This is a genomic window from Agrobacterium sp. D14 (genome assembly GCF_001526505.1).
Lineage (GTDB): Bacteria > Pseudomonadota > Alphaproteobacteria > Rhizobiales > Rhizobiaceae > Agrobacterium > Agrobacterium leguminum.
Map to the genome: position 1 here is coordinate 1 of NZ_ASXX01000010.1, position 16415 is coordinate 16415.

At 61.0% G+C, this 16415-nt stretch carries 16 protein-coding genes; 10 read left to right on the plus strand and 6 right to left on the minus strand.

All coding sequences use genetic code 11. The features are described 5' to 3' along the window. Positions 1 to 191: 191 nt before the first annotated feature. Entirely contained in the window at positions 192 to 1073 is an 882-nt protein-coding gene (locus tag L901_RS08355; RefSeq protein WP_003523331.1) for a 3-hydroxybutyryl-CoA dehydrogenase, read from the plus strand. An 18-nt stretch (positions 1074 to 1091) separates the two neighbouring features. Here the strand turns inward: L901_RS08355 and L901_RS08360 are convergent, their stop codons facing one another. Together L901_RS08360 and L901_RS08365 are read right to left on the minus strand one after the other, a co-directional pair. After that, positions 1092 to 2339 (minus strand): MgtC/SapB family protein, encoded by a 1248-nt coding sequence (locus L901_RS08360; protein ID WP_059755841.1) that lies wholly within the window; start codon positions 2337 to 2339, stop codon positions 1092 to 1094. A 136-nt stretch (positions 2340 to 2475) separates the two neighbouring features. Next, positions 2476 to 3144 (minus strand): TlpA disulfide reductase family protein, encoded by a 669-nt coding sequence (locus L901_RS08365; RefSeq protein ID WP_059755494.1) that lies wholly within the window; start codon positions 3142 to 3144, stop codon positions 2476 to 2478. Positions 3145 to 3168: 24 nt separating this feature from the next. On the opposite strand from L901_RS08365, the gene argH reads away from it, so the two are divergent. The 4 genes from argH (at position 3169) to L901_RS08385 (ending at position 9015) form a co-directional block, all read left to right on the plus strand. Further along, positions 3169 to 4569 carry an argininosuccinate lyase gene (gene argH / locus L901_RS08370; protein WP_059755498.1) on the plus strand — a complete coding sequence of 467 codons (1401 nt, stop codon included), beginning with the start codon at positions 3169 to 3171 and terminating at the stop codon, positions 4567 to 4569. 94 nt (positions 4570 to 4663) lie between these two features. Then, a complete protein-coding gene (locus tag L901_RS08375) occupies positions 4664 to 4867 on the plus strand; it encodes a lipoprotein (RefSeq protein WP_003497438.1) in 204 nt (67 codons plus the stop codon). Between the two features lie 13 nt (positions 4868 to 4880). Next, positions 4881 to 6149, plus strand: coding sequence for a diaminopimelate decarboxylase (gene lysA, locus L901_RS08380; RefSeq protein WP_059755501.1), 1269 nt, complete (start codon positions 4881 to 4883; stop codon positions 6147 to 6149). A gap of 178 nt (positions 6150 to 6327) precedes the next feature. Beyond that, the gene (locus L901_RS08385; RefSeq protein WP_059755504.1) at positions 6328 to 9015 is read left to right on the plus strand and encodes a TIGR02302 family protein; all 2688 of its coding nucleotides are present in this window, start codon (positions 6328 to 6330) and stop codon (positions 9013 to 9015) included. Positions 9016 to 9277: 262 nt separating this feature from the next. On the opposite strand, the gene L901_RS08390 is transcribed toward L901_RS08385, so the two are convergent. The 3 genes from L901_RS08390 to L901_RS08400 form a co-directional block, all read right to left on the minus strand. Continuing rightward, positions 9278 to 9637 carry a response regulator gene (locus L901_RS08390; RefSeq protein ID WP_003497441.1) on the minus strand — a complete coding sequence of 120 codons (360 nt, stop codon included), beginning with the start codon at positions 9635 to 9637 and terminating at the stop codon, positions 9278 to 9280. A gap of 142 nt (positions 9638 to 9779) precedes the next feature. Continuing rightward, a complete protein-coding gene (gene hpt / locus L901_RS08395) occupies positions 9780 to 10322 on the minus strand; it encodes a hypoxanthine phosphoribosyltransferase (RefSeq protein WP_035222581.1) in 543 nt (180 codons plus the stop codon). Positions 10323 to 10392: 70 nt separating this feature from the next. After that, positions 10393 to 11070 carry a DUF3426 domain-containing protein gene (locus L901_RS08400; RefSeq protein ID WP_245289626.1) on the minus strand — a complete coding sequence of 226 codons (678 nt, stop codon included), beginning with the start codon at positions 11068 to 11070 and terminating at the stop codon, positions 10393 to 10395. 195 nt (positions 11071 to 11265) lie between these two features. Between L901_RS08400 and ftsE the strand changes: the two genes are divergently transcribed. The 4 genes from ftsE (at position 11266) to L901_RS08420 (ending at position 14683) form a co-directional block, all read left to right on the plus strand. Next, positions 11266 to 11925, plus strand: coding sequence for a cell division ATP-binding protein FtsE (gene ftsE / locus L901_RS08405; protein ID WP_003497447.1), 660 nt, complete (start codon positions 11266 to 11268; stop codon positions 11923 to 11925). Further along, positions 11918 to 12925 carry an ABC transporter permease gene (locus L901_RS08410; protein ID WP_059755506.1) on the plus strand — a complete coding sequence of 336 codons (1008 nt, stop codon included), beginning with the start codon at positions 11918 to 11920 and terminating at the stop codon, positions 12923 to 12925. The genes ftsE and L901_RS08410 overlap by 8 nt, the downstream gene beginning before the upstream one ends. Before the next feature lie 128 nt (positions 12926 to 13053). After that, a complete protein-coding gene (locus tag L901_RS08415; RefSeq protein WP_059755508.1) occupies positions 13054 to 13770 on the plus strand; it encodes a YdcF family protein in 717 nt (238 codons plus the stop codon). A 115-nt stretch (positions 13771 to 13885) separates the two neighbouring features. Beyond that, on the plus strand, positions 13886 to 14683 hold the full coding sequence (locus tag L901_RS08420; protein WP_059755511.1) for a 1-acyl-sn-glycerol-3-phosphate acyltransferase: 798 nt from the start codon (positions 13886 to 13888) through the stop codon (positions 14681 to 14683). Here L901_RS08420 and L901_RS08425 read toward each other — a convergent pair. Then, entirely contained in the window at positions 14656 to 15207 is a 552-nt protein-coding gene (locus L901_RS08425; RefSeq protein WP_059755846.1) for a gamma-glutamylcyclotransferase, read from the minus strand. The genes L901_RS08420 and L901_RS08425 overlap by 28 nt on opposite strands. A gap of 49 nt (positions 15208 to 15256) precedes the next feature. On the opposite strand from L901_RS08425, the gene L901_RS08430 reads away from it, so the two are divergent. Further along, entirely contained in the window at positions 15257 to 16258 is a 1002-nt protein-coding gene (locus L901_RS08430; protein WP_020808960.1) for a DUF2125 domain-containing protein, read from the plus strand. Positions 16259 to 16415 lie beyond the last annotated feature (157 nt).

Sequence of the window (16415 nt, forward strand, 5' to 3'; positions counted from 1 at the left end):
ATCTTCCAGGTGGCAGACTACGGCCTCGTCGCGGACCTCTTCGAGGCGCTGCCGGAACTCGAGAAGGCGCTGTAGTTTAAGCATAAATTGGAGGCGGCGCGTTTTTTAAACGCGCCGCCTTCTCTTTTTCGGCGATATGCGTAACATCGCCGGCAATAACGCAGACAAAATCCCTGAGAGGAGACCAGCCTATGACCGCCCCCTTTAAGAACATCGGTGTCATTGGAGCCGGTCAAATGGGATGCGGCATCGCGCATGTCTCCGCCATTGCCGGCTACAAGGTCCATATCTACGATCTTTCCAAGGAAGGCATCGAGGCCGGTCTTGCCACGATCAACGGCAATCTCGCCCGCCAGGTCACCAACGGCAAGCTTTCCGACGACGCCCGCAAGCAGGCGCTGGCGCTCATCAGCGGTTCGACCGACATCAACGATCTGGCAGCCATGGATCTCGTCATCGAGGCCGCGACGGAAAACGAGGAGATCAAGCGCAAGATTTATGCGCAGGTCTGCCCGATCCTGAAGCCCGAGGCGCTGCTCGCCACCAATACCTCGTCGCTCTCCATCACCCGGCTCGCCTCCGCCACCGACCGTCCCGAACAGTTCATGGGCATCCACTTCATGAATCCAGTGCCGGTCATGAAGCTGGTGGAACTGGTGCGCGGCATCGCCACCAATGAAAAGACCTTCGACGCGGCCAAGGACTATGTGCGGACGCTGGAAAAAGCGATCACCGTCGCCGAGGATTTCCCGGCCTTCATCGTCAACCGCATCCTGCTGCCGATGATCAACGAGGCGATCTATACGCTTTATGAAGGCGTCGGCTCGGTGGAAGCCATCGACACCGCCATGCGGCTCGGCGCGAACCACCCGATGGGACCGCTGCAACTTGCCGATTTCATCGGTCTCGACACCTGTTTGTCGATCATGCAGGTGCTGCATGACGGCCTCTCCGACAGCAAATACCGCCCCTGCCCGCTGCTGGTCAAATATGTCGAGGCCGGCTGGCTCGGCCGCAAATCCGGCCGCGGCTTCTACGACTATCGCGGCGAGACGCCGGTTCCGACGCGCTGATCCCCTTCACCTGAACCCTCAGGCAATGAGCAGGTAAATGATCGCTCCGACGCCGGCGGCGACGACGGATGTAGCCGTGAGCAACCCGCAATAAACGAGCGTTCCGGAAACGGCGGCGACGAATACGCGCCCTACCGCGTTGGCGGCGAGTGCAGCGAGGATCGCGCTCGCCACGATATCCGGCGACAGATTCTGTGCGCTGGTTCGCAACGCACTGAGAACGGCGACATCGGCATCGAATATGGCCGATAAGGCCGTGAGGGCGATGAAGCCGCCCGCGCCGATCCAGACGAGAAGAACGGCATTCAGCGTTCTCGTCGCGGCAAAGAGCGTGGCGAAGATGGCAAGCGGCACCAGTTCGAACGGGTTCTTTGCGTCGATTTCCTGTCCGGGCTGCATATCCTGCAGCCTTATCAGGCCGGCGCCGCTCAACCCGAGAACCAGTGCAGCGGCCAGCGTTGCCGGTGCGATAAGGGAAAACGTCGTCAGTGACAGGGCAAGAACGATAACGAGGACCCGGAGCAGCGATACGGCCGCGGCCAGCGCCGCCACACCGGCCAGAGGCCAAACGTTTTCACCGCTTTTCGCCTTCTGCCCGAAGCTGGCGGTTACGGCGGTCGATGAAACGAGGGCGCCCGCCAGCCCGGTCACCAGCAGGCCACGGGTTGAGCCGAGGAGGCGCACGGCAATATAACCGCAATAGGAAATCGTGGCGCTGATCACGGTGAACAACCATATTTCCCAGGGGTTGAAGCCGCCCCACGGATCTATCGTCCGGTTTGGAAGGATCGACAGGCCAACGGCGGTCATCACGGCAAGCACCAGCGCGGAGCGAAGTTCGATCCATGTCAGCCGTTTCAGCAGGCGGTGGAGAACTTCCCTGCCAGCGAGCAATGCCGCAAGGGCAGCACCACTAGCCGCCGCCGCCTGATATTGCGCCGTTACCGCAAGCCCGCCAAGGGCAAAGACGCAGAGCGCCGCAACCACGCCAGTGACACTGAAATCATTGTCATGGCGCGCCTCGCGCAGCTTGAACCATGAAAAACTGAATGCGAACCCCAGAAAACCCGCCGCGAAGGCGAAGGCGCTGTTCTGCTCGGCGGCCAATACGCCGAAGACGCCACCCAGCAGACCGGCAATGCCATAGGTCCTGATCCCGGCGGTGCGGCTGCCCGCCGGCGCATCGCGCTCCCGCCAGCCGCGCTCAAGACCGACAAGCAGGCCGATGGCGAGGGCAAGACCAAGCCGGGGAATAAGCAACTCCATATCGGCACCCATTCATGGCGGAAGCCAGGATCATTATACGAGGCGGGCACTGGCTTGTCTGCACCGGCCCGTCCGCTGGAAAGGCTGGCTTTGAAGGCGGTTGCGGCCTACAGCCCTCAATATCCAGCCGCCGGCATCATTTTCCAGTCGCGGCTGTCACCAGCGCCTTGGCATCCTCGCTGTCCCACGCCGCTGGGCCGTTCATTGCCGCAAGCAGGCAGCCGTTTTCATCCAGCAGCAGGGTTGCCGGCAGGCCGAAGGCGAGACCTTCCTTTTTCAGAACGTTGAAGACGCCCATGGAACTGTCGCGGTAGTGCTTCAGGGCATCGATCTTGTATTCATCCATGAAGGCTTTCGGTTTTTCATCCGCGCCGGTATCGATATTGACGGCCACGACCTCGAAAGCATTACCGCCCTTTTCCTTTTCAAGCGCGTTCAGCGCCGGCATCTCTTCGCGGCAGGGCACGCACCACGTGGCCCAGAGGTTGAGAAGAACCGCCTTGCCCTTGAGATCGGCAAGCGTCATGTCCTGCGCCTGCGGCCCCTTGAAGGAGAGAGGAATGATGCGCGGCGTGTCCACCGCCGACATGGCCGCCACCTGCCCCTTCAGAAACGGCTTCAGCGAGGCGATGCGGTTCGCCGCCCCCTCACATAAACCGGCGTCAGTCACCGCTGCCCCTTGAACCGGGCTCTCAGACCCAATATGCCTGAACCAGACCGCGCCCGCGCCGCTTAAGACACCGGCAACGGCAGCAATTGCAACCAACTTGGCGGAAGGAAGCCTGAACGGCCTTTTTTCTGTCATCGAATACTCCAGGGCACTGCGAACATGGCTGACGGCACAGATCAGAAATCCTCCAACCAGATGTGGGGCGGGCGTTTCGCTTCCGGGCCATCTGCCATCATGGAAGAGATAAATGCCTCCATCGGCTTCGACAAGAAGCTTTACGCTCAGGATATCCGCGGCTCTATGGCGCATGCCGCCATGCTGGCATCTAAAGGCATTATTTCGCCGGAAGATAAAGACAAGATCACCGATGGCCTGAACACGATCCTGTCAGAGATCGAATCCGGCAGCTTCGAATTCTCACGCAAGCTCGAAGACATTCACATGAACATCGAGGCGCGGCTTGCAACGCTGATCGGCACGGCGGCCGGCCGCCTGCACACCGCCCGCTCGCGCAACGACCAGGTGGCGCTCGATTTCCGCCTGTGGGTCAAGGAAGAACTGCAGAAAACCGAGGGTATGCTGACCACCCTCATCGCCGCCTTCCTCGACCGCGCCGAAGAAAATGCCGATACCGTGATGCCTGGCTTCACTCATTTGCAGACGGCGCAGCCGGTGACCTTCGGCCATCATTGCATGGCCTATGTGGAAATGTTCGGCCGTGACCGCGCCCGCGTGCGCCACGCCATCGAGCATATGGACGAAAGCCCGATCGGCGCGGCCGCCCTTGCCGGCACCGGCTATCCCATCGACCGCCACATGACGGCCAAGGCGCTCGGTTTCCGCGAGCCGACCCGCAATTCCATCGACACCGTCTCCGACCGCGATTTCGCGCTGGAATTCCTGTCTATCGCTTCCATCTGCGCTACGCATCTGTCGCGCCTCGCGGAAGAAATCGTCATCTGGTCGACGCCGCAATTCGGCTTCATCCGCCTGTCGGATGCCTTCTCCACCGGCTCCTCGATCATGCCGCAGAAGAAGAACCCTGATGCCGCCGAACTGGTGCGCGCCAAAACCGGCCGCATCAACGGCTCGCTGATCGCTCTTCTGACGGTCATGAAGGGCCTGCCGCTCGCCTATTCCAAGGACATGCAGGAAGACAAGGAACAGGTTTTCGATGCCGCCGAGAGCCTGGAACTGGCGATTGCCGCCATGACCGGCATGATCCGCGACCTTGAAGTGCGCAAGGACCGCATGCGCGCCGCCGCCGGTTCGGGCTATTCCACCGCTACCGATCTTGCCGACTGGCTGGTGCGCGAAGCGGGCCTGCCCTTCCGCGATGCCCACCATGTGACCGGCAATGCCGTGGCACTGGCGGAAAAGAAGGGCTGCGATCTCGCCGATCTTTCGCTGGAGGAATTGCAGGCCATCCACCCCGGCATCACCAAGGGTGTTTTCGACGTTCTGTCCGTCGAGGCATCGGTTGCCAGCCGCGTGAGCTTCGGCGGCACAGCCCCTTCCGAAGTGAAGAAGCAGATCGCCTGGTGGCGCGGACGCAACTGATAAAATCGCGTTACGCTGCGATCACAAGAAACAGGGTGCACAAGCGCCCTGTTTTTCGTTATCAGAGAGGCACATATTTCCTTTGGACAGGCCCATGCTTTCAAAAACCGCGCGCAAACTTATCGTTCCCATCGGCATGACGCTCGCCGTCAGCCTTGTTCTCAGCGCCTGCGGGCGTAAGGGCGACATCGACCCGCCGAGCACGCCGGTCGAAATGCGCAACAAGCGCAATGCCGACGGAACGGAGACAAAGCCGGCGACGGCGGAACGGCCGTTCATTCTCGACAAGCTTCTCTGACGGATAAAAGCCTGTGAACCATTTCGGCTATATCGACGGCGTGCTGCACGCCGAAAACGTGCCCGTGCCCGAGATCGCCAAGACGGTCGGCACGCCATTCTACATCTATTCGACTGCGACGCTGGAGCGCCACTACAAGGTGTTTTCCGGTGCCTTTGCGGATGTGGACGCCATGGTCTGTTACGCCATGAAGGCCAATTCCAACCAGGCGGTGCTGAAGACGCTGGCAAAGCTCGGCGCGGGCATCGACGTCGTCTCGGGCGGCGAATTGCGCCGCGCACTCGCAGCCGGCGTTCCGGCAAGCCGCATCATGTTTTCCGGCGTCGGCAAGACGGTTGCGGAAATGGATTATGCGCTGGAAGCCGGCATCTACTGTTTCAACATCGAATCCGAGCCGGAACTGGAAGTCCTCAACCTGCGCGCCGTGAAAGTGGGCAAGCGGGCGCATGTCTCCTTCCGCATCAATCCGGATGTGGATGCGCGCACCCACGCCAAGATTTCCACCGGCAAGAAAGAGAACAAGTTCGGCATTTCCTATGAGCGCGCCCGCGCGGTCTATGCCCATGCCGCCACCCTGCCCGGCATCGAAGTCACCGGCATCGACATGCATATCGGCAGCCAGATCACCGAATTGCAGCCTTTCGAGGATGCCTTCCGGCTGCTGCGCGAGCTTGTCGAGGCGCTGCGCACCGACGGCCACACGATCAGCCACGTCGATATTGGCGGCGGTCTCGGCATCCCCTATCGCGAGGACAATAATCCGCCGCCGCTGCCGGATGCCTATGCCCATATCGTCAAGAACGAGCTGAAGAGCCTCAACTGCAAGATCGTCACCGAGCCGGGCCGCCTGATCGTCGGCAATGCCGGCATTCTGGTGACGGAAGTAATCTATGTGAAGGACGGCGGCGAAAAGACCTTCGTGATCGTCGACGGCGCGATGAACGACCTCATCCGACCGACGCTTTATGAGGCCTATCACGGCATTCGCCCGGTGGTGCAGCCGGCCGAGAACACGCCGCGCATCAAGGCCGATATCGTCGGCCCCGTTTGCGAGACCGGCGACTATCTGGCGCTGGACCGCGAGATGGCCGCCCCGCAGCCGGGCGACCTGATCGCCGTCAGTTCCGCAGGTGCTTATGGCGCGGTGCAGGCCGGCACCTACAACTCGCGCCTGCTGGTGCCGGAAGTGCTGGTAAAGGATGACAAGTTTCACGTTATCCGCCCGCGTGGCACCTATGAAGAGTTGATCGCGCTCGATTCCGTACCCGCCTGGCTCGATTGATCTCGCCCGCATCACCGGTTGGTCGATCACAATCAAGCGAAGCTGCCTAAAAAATGGGGGTGAGGGCTTGGGTGCCCTCGTCTTCGCCACAAAGAATGTTATCCTTGCTCCCGTGATATAAACAGCGCGCCGTTCCGGGAATGGCGTTCGACGTGGCCAGAACCGGGAGAACGGATTGATGACCACAGCCGGAGAGGACAGGACAGGCAGAAAGCGCCCGACCGGCGCATTCGCGCAGCGGCCGGACCTTGCCCGCCGGGTTGCCGCCAAGCGCTTCTTCGCGAAAATCGTGCTGCTTTCGGAAAAAATTGCGCCGAAAACGTTGTGGCCTCTCTCCATCGCCGCCGTGTTTCTGGCGCTTGCCTGGTTCGGCCTCTACCGGCACATGCCGGATTTCCTGCGGCTCGGCGTTGTTTTCGTGCTCGTCTTCTCCTTCATCGCCACTCTCCTGCCAATCGTGCGGCAGAAATGGCCGACGGACCACGATGCGTCCCGTCTGCTTGAAGATCGCAACGGTCTCGCGCACCAGCCGGTTGGCGTGCAGGAGGACGAACCGGCCTTCGATACGCCTTTTTCCCGAACGCTGTGGAAAGAACACCAGATCCGCATGGCGGAGCGCATCGCCGCGCTGAATGCCGGCCTGCCGAAACCCGATATCGCCCGTTATGACCGTCTGGCGCTGCGCGCCGTTCCCGCCCTTCTTCTGGCCGCCGCCTTCGGTTTTTCCTATTCCAATGGCGCGGGCACGATTGCCGATGCTTTCCGTAGCCGGCCGGCCGTCGGTCCGCTCAATCCGGATATCCGTCTCGACGCCTGGGTCACGCCGCCATCCTATACCGGCCGCGCGCCGATTTTCCTGACCGGACGCGATGCAACCAACCGTGACGCGGTTTCCGTGCCGCAATCCTCCAAGCTGACGATCCGCATGACCGGCGGCGATGGCGGCGAGGAAGTGACTTTCGAACCGGAAATGGCAGGCGCGCTGCAAAAGCTTTCGCCGGAAACGGTGCGTGCCGATAGCGCAAGCGGCGATATCGCCCTTCAAACGCCGGTTCGTTCGGCGGATCAGCCCGTCGCGCCGCGCACCTTCGCCATGGATGTTATCGAAAGCGGCATGATTACCGCGAATGGCGAACAATGGGTGTTCAACGTCATCCCCGACCAGCCGCCCAGCATCGCCTTCGACAATATGCCGCGACGCGCCGTCAATGGCGCGCTGGAAGTGGGCTTTACCGCCAAGGACGATTATGGGCTTAAAGAAGCCCATGCCATCATCGAGCCGATTGGTGTCGCGGAAGGTGCGACCGCGCTTTACCCGCCGCCGGAATTCAAGCTCGATCTGCCGCGGCAGAACAATCGCGAGATCAAGGGCCTGACCAGCCGTAACCTGACCGAACATCCGATGGCGGGAAAACGCGTGCGCATCACGCTGGTGGCGACGGATGGCGCCGGCCAGACCGGCCGCAGCCCCGCGCATGAAATGGTGCTGCCGGGCCGCAATTTCTCCGAACCGCTGGCCGCCTCCATTGCCGAGCAGCGGCAGATATTTTCGCTCGATACGCGCCAGATGCCGAAGGCGATTGCCTATAACGAGGCGGTGGGCCTGCGCCCGGAAGAGACCATTCCCAACACGACGCATTATCTCCTGCTGCAATCGGCGCAGACCCGCATGCGGCTCGCCTATAATGAGGAGATGCTGAAGGATACGGCCGATTATCTTTGGGAAATCGCGCTCGGCATCGAGGACGGCGATCTTTCGCAAGCCGAAAGACGCCTGCGCGATGCGCAAAATGCGCTTTCCGAAGCGCTTCAGCGCAATGCCTCCGACGAGGAAATCGCCAAGCTGATGCAGGAATTGCGGGAAGCCATGCAGCAATTCATGAGCGAGCTTGCGCAACGCATGCAGAATGCGCCGCAGGCCAACATGAACAGCCAAGCGCAGAACGTATTGCGCCAGCGCGATCTGGAAAACATGATGAACCAGATCGAGAACCTCGCCCGCTCCGGCAATCGCGACGCGGCGCAGGAAATGCTCTCGCAGCTGCAGCGCATGATGAACAACCTGCAGGCAGGCAGGCCGCAGCGTCAGGGCCAGCAGGGACAGCAGCAGAGCAGCAAGATGCGCCAGCAGATCGACAAGCTGGGCGAAATCCTGCAACAGCAGCAGAAGCTGATGGACGAGACCTTCAAGCTGGATCAGGCGCTGCGCGACCGCATGCAGCGCGGCGACCCGCAGCAAGGCGACGACGAGCAGCAGATGGGTGAAAACGGCCAGCAGCCCCAAGAGGGACAGCAGGGTCAACAGGGCGAAAATGGCCAGCAGGGCGGACAGCCAAGCGATCAGATGACCGCCGAACAATTGCGCGAGGCGCTGAAAAACCTGCGGGCGCAGCAGGATGCGCTCGGCAAGCAGCTCGGCGAGTTGCAGCAGGGGCTGCGCGATCTCGGCATGGAACCGGGCGAAAACTTCGGCAAGGCGCAACAGGAAATGGAAGGAGCCGGTGAGGCGCTGGGCAAGGGCCAGGGCGAGCAGGCTGTCGAAGGTCAGGGCAATGCGCTGAATGCGCTGCGCCAGGGCGCACAGGACATGATGGGCCAGATCATGCAGGCCATGCGCCAGCAGGGCCAGCAGCCGGGACAGGGCCAGGAAGGCATGGCCGGACAGGGCGGCCAGAACGGCCGCGACCCGCTCGGCCGTCCGCGCAGCACCACCGGCCCGGATTTCGGCGATCAGGTGAAGGTGCCCGATGAAATCGACGTACAGCGCGCCCGCGAAATCCTCGAGGCGATCCGCGAAAAGCTCGGCAACAATCCGCCCGGTGAAATCGAGCGGCGGTATCTGGAGCGGTTGCTGGATATACAGTGAGGGTTCGCACAGGTAATGGCGCGCCTCGTTACATCCTCAGCGCCTAAACTTTTCCGTCATGCCGGACTTGATCCGGCATCCAGCTGACGCGCGTCTGCGCGGCGGAAAGAGTTCTTTCAGCCCAAGGACTTGGGCTGGCTGGATTCCGGCTCAAGGCCGGAATGACGGAAGGTGGGAATAGCGCAACAACGACCGCGGTGATGTCTGGCCAACAAAAAAGGCGGCCCAACGGCCGCCCTTTCAATTTCTGTAATTTCGCCACTCAGGCTGCAAGCGCCCGCGCCACAGCCTTGCGGATATCCGGAAGCGCAAAGGGCTTCGAGACGACGTCCACGATCTTCTCCGCCAGATCGTCAGCCCGTTCGCGCTGCTCGGCATAACCCGTCATCAGCAGGATGCGCATGGCCGGGAAGCGTTCGGCGGCGCGGTGCGCCAGCTCAATGCCATCCATGACCGGCATGCGGATATCCGAGAGAAGAAGATCGAAACTGGTTTCCTGAAGCTTTTCCAGCCCCTGCTCGCCATCCGCCGCCTCATGGGTCTCGTGACCGTCGAGACGCAGCGCGCGAGCGACGAAAGCCCGCAATGCATCCTCGTCTTCGGTAATCAGAATCTTCGCCATTACTCATTGCTCCTGGGCATCATTTCCAGCCGTGAGCAACATCGCAGGCTCCTCTTTTCAAGAGGTAAACACCCAGGCTTTGGCTGGGTGAATGGTTAATGAGGCGTCTCCGCGCTGTGCCGTTCCGGCACGGAAAAATCGCTCAGGCGTCGCCGGTCACAACGCCGACAAAGGGCAGTTCGCGGAAGGCATAAGCGACATCCATGCCGTAACCCACAACGAAATAATCCGGACATTCGAAACCGACATAATCGGCCTCCAGATCTTCCTTGCGCTTCACCTTCTTGTCGAGCAGAACGGCGATGGTGACGTTGCGGGCGCCACGCTCGTAGAGCAGTTCCTTGGCGAAACGCAGCGTGCGGCCGGATTCGAGAATATCGTCGATCAAGAGGACATCGCGGTCCTTCACGTCGCTGTCGATATCCTTGACGATCCTGACGCCTTGCGAAACCGTGCCGGCGCCATAGCTCGACAGCGTGATGAACTCGACTTCAGGGGCAAGGCCGCTGTCATGCAGCGCGCGGATAAGATCGGCCGCGAAAATGAACGATCCCTTGAGCACGGCAATGACCAGTAGATCCTTGGTCGGGCCGCTGGCGATGTGTTTGGCCATGTCGCGATTGCGCTCGGCGATCTGCTCGGCGGTATAAAGCGGCTCGATGTTTTTTCCACGGACGACGGGCATTCTTACTCCTGTGCTGCGCCTTGCCGATTTTACCTTTCAGTAAAAATACGAAGACCACGCGTTAGCACAGTCAGCGTTCGGACGCACCCGCCTCGACGAAGGAAAGCTTGATCTCGGGCGTTTTTCCACCGGGATGGCGCAACTTTGCCGAAAAACCGTGGCTGAAACCGGGCTGCATCTCGTTCACCGGCGGTTCGATGACCATGCTGGCCACCAGTTGCCCCTTGGCGGCGAAGAGATCGGCGCGGAGAGCCGGCACCTCTTCGAGATTGCCGCCATTATTTTCGACGATGCCATTGATGAGCAAAGTATCCATGCCGTCCGCCTCCATCGGGGTCACGGTGACATGGGAAATGGCGAGCGGGTTCACCGAAGCGGCAACAGCCGGCTTTTCCGGCACGACCACCGAGAGACCGCCCGAGCAGACGAAGACGAAAATCGCGAGCCCCGCCACCAGCGCCGAATAGGCATCAGCCGAAAGACGGGACAATCTGCGGTCCAGCCAGCCGACGAAGGCGAGGCCGAGCACACCGATGGTGACGGGTGGTTTTGCCGCCTGCCGACGCGCTGCACCGCGATTGTCGTTTCCGGGTTGCCGCGAACGGTTTTCCTTGATGGTGACAAATTCCGCGTCTACCACATCGCGGTCGGGATTTGCCGCCCGCGCCGTTCGGCGCACCGGCGTTTCCGGCATCAGGAGGTCGAAATCGAATGCCGCTTGCCGGCGAGATGAACGGAATATAGCCATAGAATTCCTTGGGTGAGGTTTTCCGGCCCGCAAAACTGGGCATTGCAACGAATCCTGCCAAGTTTTAAATTTAATTGGTTAATGCTTCGCAAAAACGGCTCGCACAGGCTGCCGGATCCGGGTTAAACCCCGACATCCGAACCCCATGCGCCAGCGGCTTGCGAACCACCACGAAACGAAGAGACTGGAAGTCCGTTGATCCATTTCGAAAATGTCGGGTTGCGTTACGGCATGGGACCCGAGATCCTGAGGGACATGACCTTCGATATCCCCAAGGGTTCGTTCCAGTTTCTGACCGGCCCGTCGGGCGCCGGCAAGACGACGCTGCTCCGCCTGCTTTTGATGTCGCTGCAGCCGACGCGCGGCAATATCCGCATGTTCAACCGCGATGTATCGCGCATTCCGCGCAGCGAGTTGCCGATGCTGCGCCGCCGCGTCGGCATCGTGTTTCAGGATTTCCGGCTGCTCGATCACCTGACGACCTATGAGAATGTCGCCCTGCCGCTGCGCGTACGCGGCAAGGAAGAGAGCGCCTATCGCAACGATGTGATCGAGCTTCTGAAGTGGGTGGGGCTCGGCGAGCGCATCAATGTGCTGCCGGCCATTCTTTCCGGCGGGGAAAAGCAGCGCGCCGCCATTGCCCGCGCCTTGATGGACCAGCCCGAAATCCTGCTGGCCGACGAGCCGACCGGCAACGTCGATCCGCCGATGGCCAAGCGCCTTCTCAACCTTTTCCTGGAACTCAACCGGCTGGGCACGGCCGTCGTCATCGCCACCCATGATTTCGGCCTGATGGACCAGATCGATGCGCGCCGGATGATCCTGACCGAAGGGCGGCTCGACATCTATGAATGAGATCCACCGCAAACAATTGAAGCCGGAAGCGGCGCAGCCGAAGCGCCCGCCCATGCGCATCCGCCCGATGGCGCCGATTCTGCCGCCCTCCAATATTCAGGGCAATGCGCTGATGGTGGTCATCGCCATCATGGCCTTTCTCGCCTGCCTGACGCTGGGCGCCGTCTCCATGGTGCGCGCCACCGCCGCCACCTGGCAGAGCCAGATTTCCCGTGAGATCACCATCCAGATCAAGCCCGAGGACGGGCTGGACATGGATGCGGCGCTCAACAAGGCGCGCAATCTGGCGCTCACCTTCGTCGGCACGCGGGATGGCACCATCCTCGACGATGCGGCGACATCGCGCCTGCTGGAGCCTTGGCTCGGCAGCGGTCTCGATCTTTCCGAATTGCCGGTGCCGCGTCTCGTCGTCATCACCATCGACGAAAACAATCCGCCCGATTTCCAGGCGATGCGGGATATGCTGAAGGCCGAGATTCCGCAGGCATTTCTGGACGACCACCGCACCTGGGTCGACAGGCTGGTCTCCATGGCGAGAACCACTGTCATGATCGGCGTCGGCGTTCTTATCCTCGTTTTCACCGCCATGGTGCTGACGGTGGTGTTCGCGACGCGCGGCGCGCTTTCCGGCAACCGGCATATCGTCGAGGTTCTGCATTTCGTCGGCGCGGAAAGCAGTTTTGTGGCGCGCGAATTCCAGAAACACTTCCTGAAGATCAGCCTCAAGGGGGCGGCGGCGGGCAGTGCACTGGCCGCGGCGGTTTTCCTTGTCGCCGGTTTCTGGCAATCGAGCACGGTCGCCACGCCGCAGAGCGATCAGGCGAGCGCGCTTTTCGGTTCGTTTTCGGTCGGTCTCGGCGGCTATTTCGGCATTGCCATGACGATGATTATCATCGCGCTTTTGACCACCATCACGGCGCGCATGACCGTCATCCGCACCATCGACGATATCGACCGCGTCCGCTCCGATCCATCGAAAAGCGACGGTCTTGCATCGTGAGAACACCCCCGGAATCCTGCGGTAAAACTGAAACCGTCATAAGCCGGATGTAACCTGCAGACGGTGGACAAAAATGCCTGTTCCTTGCCTTAATCGGCGAGTATTCAGGAGGAATGTTTGTGAGTCGGATGGACCAGGATCAGACGACAGCGCGACCGGCCAGAAAGGGCCTGTTGTCGCGGCGCGGTCCTCTGCGCCGTTTTATTCGCGGCCTCATCCTGCTTTGCGTCATTGTGCTCGGCGCATTTTCCGGCGGTTTCCTGTGGTTTGCCGATTCCGTCGCCTCCATGCGTCCGCCGGAGGGGGCAAGAGGCGATGCCATCATCGTGCTTACCGGCGGTTATCAGCGCATCGAACAGGCGGTCGGCCTGCTGAGAGACGGCGTGGGCAAGCGGCTTCTGATTTCCGGCGTCAACCCGGCCACCACCCGCTCGCAGATCCGCAAGATGACGCAAGGGTCATCCGACATGTTTTCCTGCTGCGTGGATATGGGCTACAAGGCGATAGACACGATCGGCAACGCCAATGAGGCGGCAAGCTGGATACGCGATCACAATTATTCATCCATCGTCGTCGTCACCAATAATTATCATATGCATCGCAGCCTGCATGAATTGCGCAGCGCCAGCCCGCAGACGCAATTCATCGCCTATCCCGTCATCAGCGCCGATCTCGCCCGCACCAACTGGTTCGTGGAGCCGGATGTGGTGAGAACCATGCTTTACGAATATCTGAAGTTCGTGGCGGCGGCGGGGCGCGACCTCACCGGCTTCGGCAAGGGCGACGGTCTGCGCAAGGCCGCCGCCGATCATTCCCGGATAAAGACGACAACCGCTTCGTCCTGACCGGCGAGAACGCGCTTGCTGCGGCCCCTTGTTTTCGTGTAGGCGTCTGGCATCGGCATCCGGCATCGAAGCCTGTCCAAGGCTTCGGAACGGCTGCGCTCCGGGAAGGCTGTTGATGCTCAAGCTGCGCTCTTTTCTTTTCAATACGCTGTTTTATCTCAACCTGATTGTCCGCATGATCGTGCTGACGCCGATCTATTTCATTCTGCCGCGCAAGATCGCCTATGAAATTCCCAAGAACTGGGCGCGATCCAACCATTGGCTGATGAAAACCATCGTCGGTACCACCTTCGAGGTGGAAGGGCTGGAAAACATTCCCGAAACCGGCTGCATCTTCGCACCCAAGCACCAGTCCTTCTGGGATACCTATGCGCTGCTGCCCAATCTTCCCGATCCGGTCTATATTCTGAAGCGCGAGCTTTTATGGATTCCGCTGTTTGGCTGGTACGCCATGAAACAGCGCATGATCCCGGTCAACCGCGCCGCACGCGGCAAGGTGATGCTGAAAGTTATGGAGCGGGCGAAAGAGGAAATGGCCGCCGGCCGCGAGCTCATCATCTATCCCGAAGGCACGCGCCGCCCACCGGGGGCCGAGCCCGAATATCGTTACGGCATCGCAAGGCTCTACCGCGATCTGCAGGTTCCGGTCATTCCCGTCGCCATGCATCCCGGCCTCTTCTGGCCGCGCCGTTCCACCATGCGCTATCCCGGCCATTTCAAGGTGCGTATCCTGCCGGCCATCGAGCCGGGGCTGGACCCCGACTTGTTTTTCAAGCGCCTGATCGATGTAACGGAAAAGGCGAGCGACGAGTTGCTGCTGGAAACCGTGCGCAACAACCCGCATTTGCCGCTGCCGCCGACCGCCGTGAAGCGGATCGCCGAACTTCAGGGCAAGGAAACCGTCGCCGGCTGAGCGGCGAGCGTGCCGACATTTTTGGCGATGCTCTCCAGCAGGGAATCGCGAATGCCCATCTCCTGCAGATGCTGCACGGTGTTGAAGACATAATCCGTATTCGGCCCGGATCGGCCCGATGCGGCTGCGACGATGGTCGCCGATTCGGCAACGCCGAGACCGCCGATATATTGCTCATGCGCGGGATCGGCCACATAGGTCACCGCGCTGCTGCGTCTGCCATCGGAAAGCGCGATGGAAACCAGCCGCTCCTTATAGACATTCGTCACCAGTTCGCGCTCGCGCAGATAGATCATGACCGGCTCGCGGTCCTGTCCGCGCACGCGGAAAGCGACGCCAAGGCAGGAGCCGCCGCGCTCCAGGCCGAGAACGAGACCGGGCTTTTCTTCGGTGCCTCTATAAAAGTTGGAACTGATACAAAGCGAGCGCCGATACCCGTGCAGCCGCGCCTGCTGCCGCTCTTCAAAGGCGAAGCCGGGGTTCCACATCAACGAACCGTAGCCAAAGACCCAAAAATCGTCCATATCCCAAGCCAAATCGAAATTGTCTGAAGTCTGTTCATCGGAGATCAATATGGCAGCGTCAAGCCAATCCGGCACCGCCAAAAAATTCCTCTGGCTCGCCATCGCCATCCTCGTGGTCATCGGACTTTATACCGCCGGGTGGTTTTATGCCGCCGACAGGCTGAAGCAGACGGTTCTGAACGTCATTGCCCCCTCGCAGGCCCGCAGCGTCAGCGGCGAATGCGGCGATATCGCCTTCAAGGGTTATCCCTTCCGCATCGGCCTCTTCTGCTCCAAAGTGACGGTGGATGACAAAGAGAACGGCGTTTCCGCTTCCTTCGGCGAACTTCGCTCGGCGGCGCAGGTTTATAATCCCGGCCACATCGTCTGGGAACTCGATTCGCCGGCGGAAATTCGTTCCGCCCACGGCCTGACGATTTCGGCCGCCTGGCAGAATATGCAGTCCAGCATCGTCACCAAGCTGAAGGGCATCGACCGCAGCTCGCTCGTCATCGACGGGCTGAAGGCGCAGGCGGTTTCTTCCGTCACCGGCCAGACCATCGATTTCGACGCGGTAAAAACGGAAATGCATCTGCGCCAGAACGGCGCCGATCTCGACGGGGCCATCACGCTCACCGACTCCGCAACCGTCATCAAGGACTGGCCGCAGCTTCTGCCGCGCCTCAACGCCATTGCCGATGTCACGCTTGCCGGCAAGGCGGGCATGGTGGATGGCAGCGACAGATCGGGCCTTTATGGCGCGAGCGGCGAGCTTCGCCGGCTGGTGGCAGATATTGGCGAAGGCAGAACCATGCGCATCAGCGGCCCCTTCTCCTTCGACAATGAGGGCTATCTCTCCGGCCAGTTCAAGCTGGAAATAGAAAAGCTCGGCGCATGGTCGGACAATGCCAAGCAGGTCTTCCCGCAGTTGCAGTCCACCATCGATACGGCCCGCAAACTGCTCGGCGCGCTGGCCGGCGGCGGTGACCGGGCATCCGTCGATCTCGTGGTAGATCGTGGCCGCGCCACGGTCAGCGGCTTTATTCCGCTTGGGAAAATCCCGCCGATCTGAAGGATTGATTTATACTCAGCGTCATCCTCAGGCTTGACCCGAGGATCCATGGGGCGTCGGATCGTGGATCCTCGGGTCAAGCCCGAGGATGACGCCGGGGAGGCTTTGGCACTTTGCCGGCGGGCGCGATGGGCAGGATCAAATCCCATCACGACCT

Excerpts from the sequence above, each read along its gene's own strand:
- L901_RS08355 (WP_003523331.1), top strand. The coding sequence starts at position 192 with ATGACCGCCCCCTTTAAGAACATCGGTGTCATTGGAGCCGGTCAAATG.
- L901_RS08360 (WP_059755841.1), bottom strand. The coding sequence starts at position 2,339 with ATGGAGTTGCTTATTCCCCGGCTTGGTCTTGCCCTCGCCATCGGCCTG.
- L901_RS08365 (WP_059755494.1), bottom strand. The coding sequence starts at position 3,144 with ATGACAGAAAAAAGGCCGTTCAGGCTTCCTTCCGCCAAGTTGGTTGCA.
- argH (WP_059755498.1), top strand. The coding sequence starts at position 3,169 with ATGGCTGACGGCACAGATCAGAAATCCTCCAACCAGATGTGGGGCGGG.
- L901_RS08375 (WP_003497438.1), top strand. The coding sequence starts at position 4,664 with ATGCTTTCAAAAACCGCGCGCAAACTTATCGTTCCCATCGGCATGACG.
- L901_RS08385 (WP_059755504.1), top strand. The coding sequence starts at position 6,328 with ATGACCACAGCCGGAGAGGACAGGACAGGCAGAAAGCGCCCGACCGGC.
- L901_RS08390 (WP_003497441.1), bottom strand. The coding sequence starts at position 9,637 with ATGGCGAAGATTCTGATTACCGAAGACGAGGATGCATTGCGGGCTTTC.
- hpt (WP_035222581.1), bottom strand. The coding sequence starts at position 10,322 with ATGCCCGTCGTCCGTGGAAAAAACATCGAGCCGCTTTATACCGCCGAG.
- L901_RS08400 (WP_245289626.1), bottom strand. The coding sequence starts at position 11,070 with ATGGCTATATTCCGTTCATCTCGCCGGCAAGCGGCATTCGATTTCGAC.
- L901_RS08410 (WP_059755506.1), top strand. The coding sequence starts at position 11,918 with ATGAATGAGATCCACCGCAAACAATTGAAGCCGGAAGCGGCGCAGCCG.
- L901_RS08415 (WP_059755508.1), top strand. The coding sequence starts at position 13,054 with ATGGACCAGGATCAGACGACAGCGCGACCGGCCAGAAAGGGCCTGTTG.
- L901_RS08420 (WP_059755511.1), top strand. The coding sequence starts at position 13,886 with ATGCTCAAGCTGCGCTCTTTTCTTTTCAATACGCTGTTTTATCTCAAC.
- L901_RS08425 (WP_059755846.1), bottom strand. The coding sequence starts at position 15,207 with ATGGACGATTTTTGGGTCTTTGGCTACGGTTCGTTGATGTGGAACCCC.
- L901_RS08430 (WP_020808960.1), top strand. The coding sequence starts at position 15,257 with ATGGCAGCGTCAAGCCAATCCGGCACCGCCAAAAAATTCCTCTGGCTC.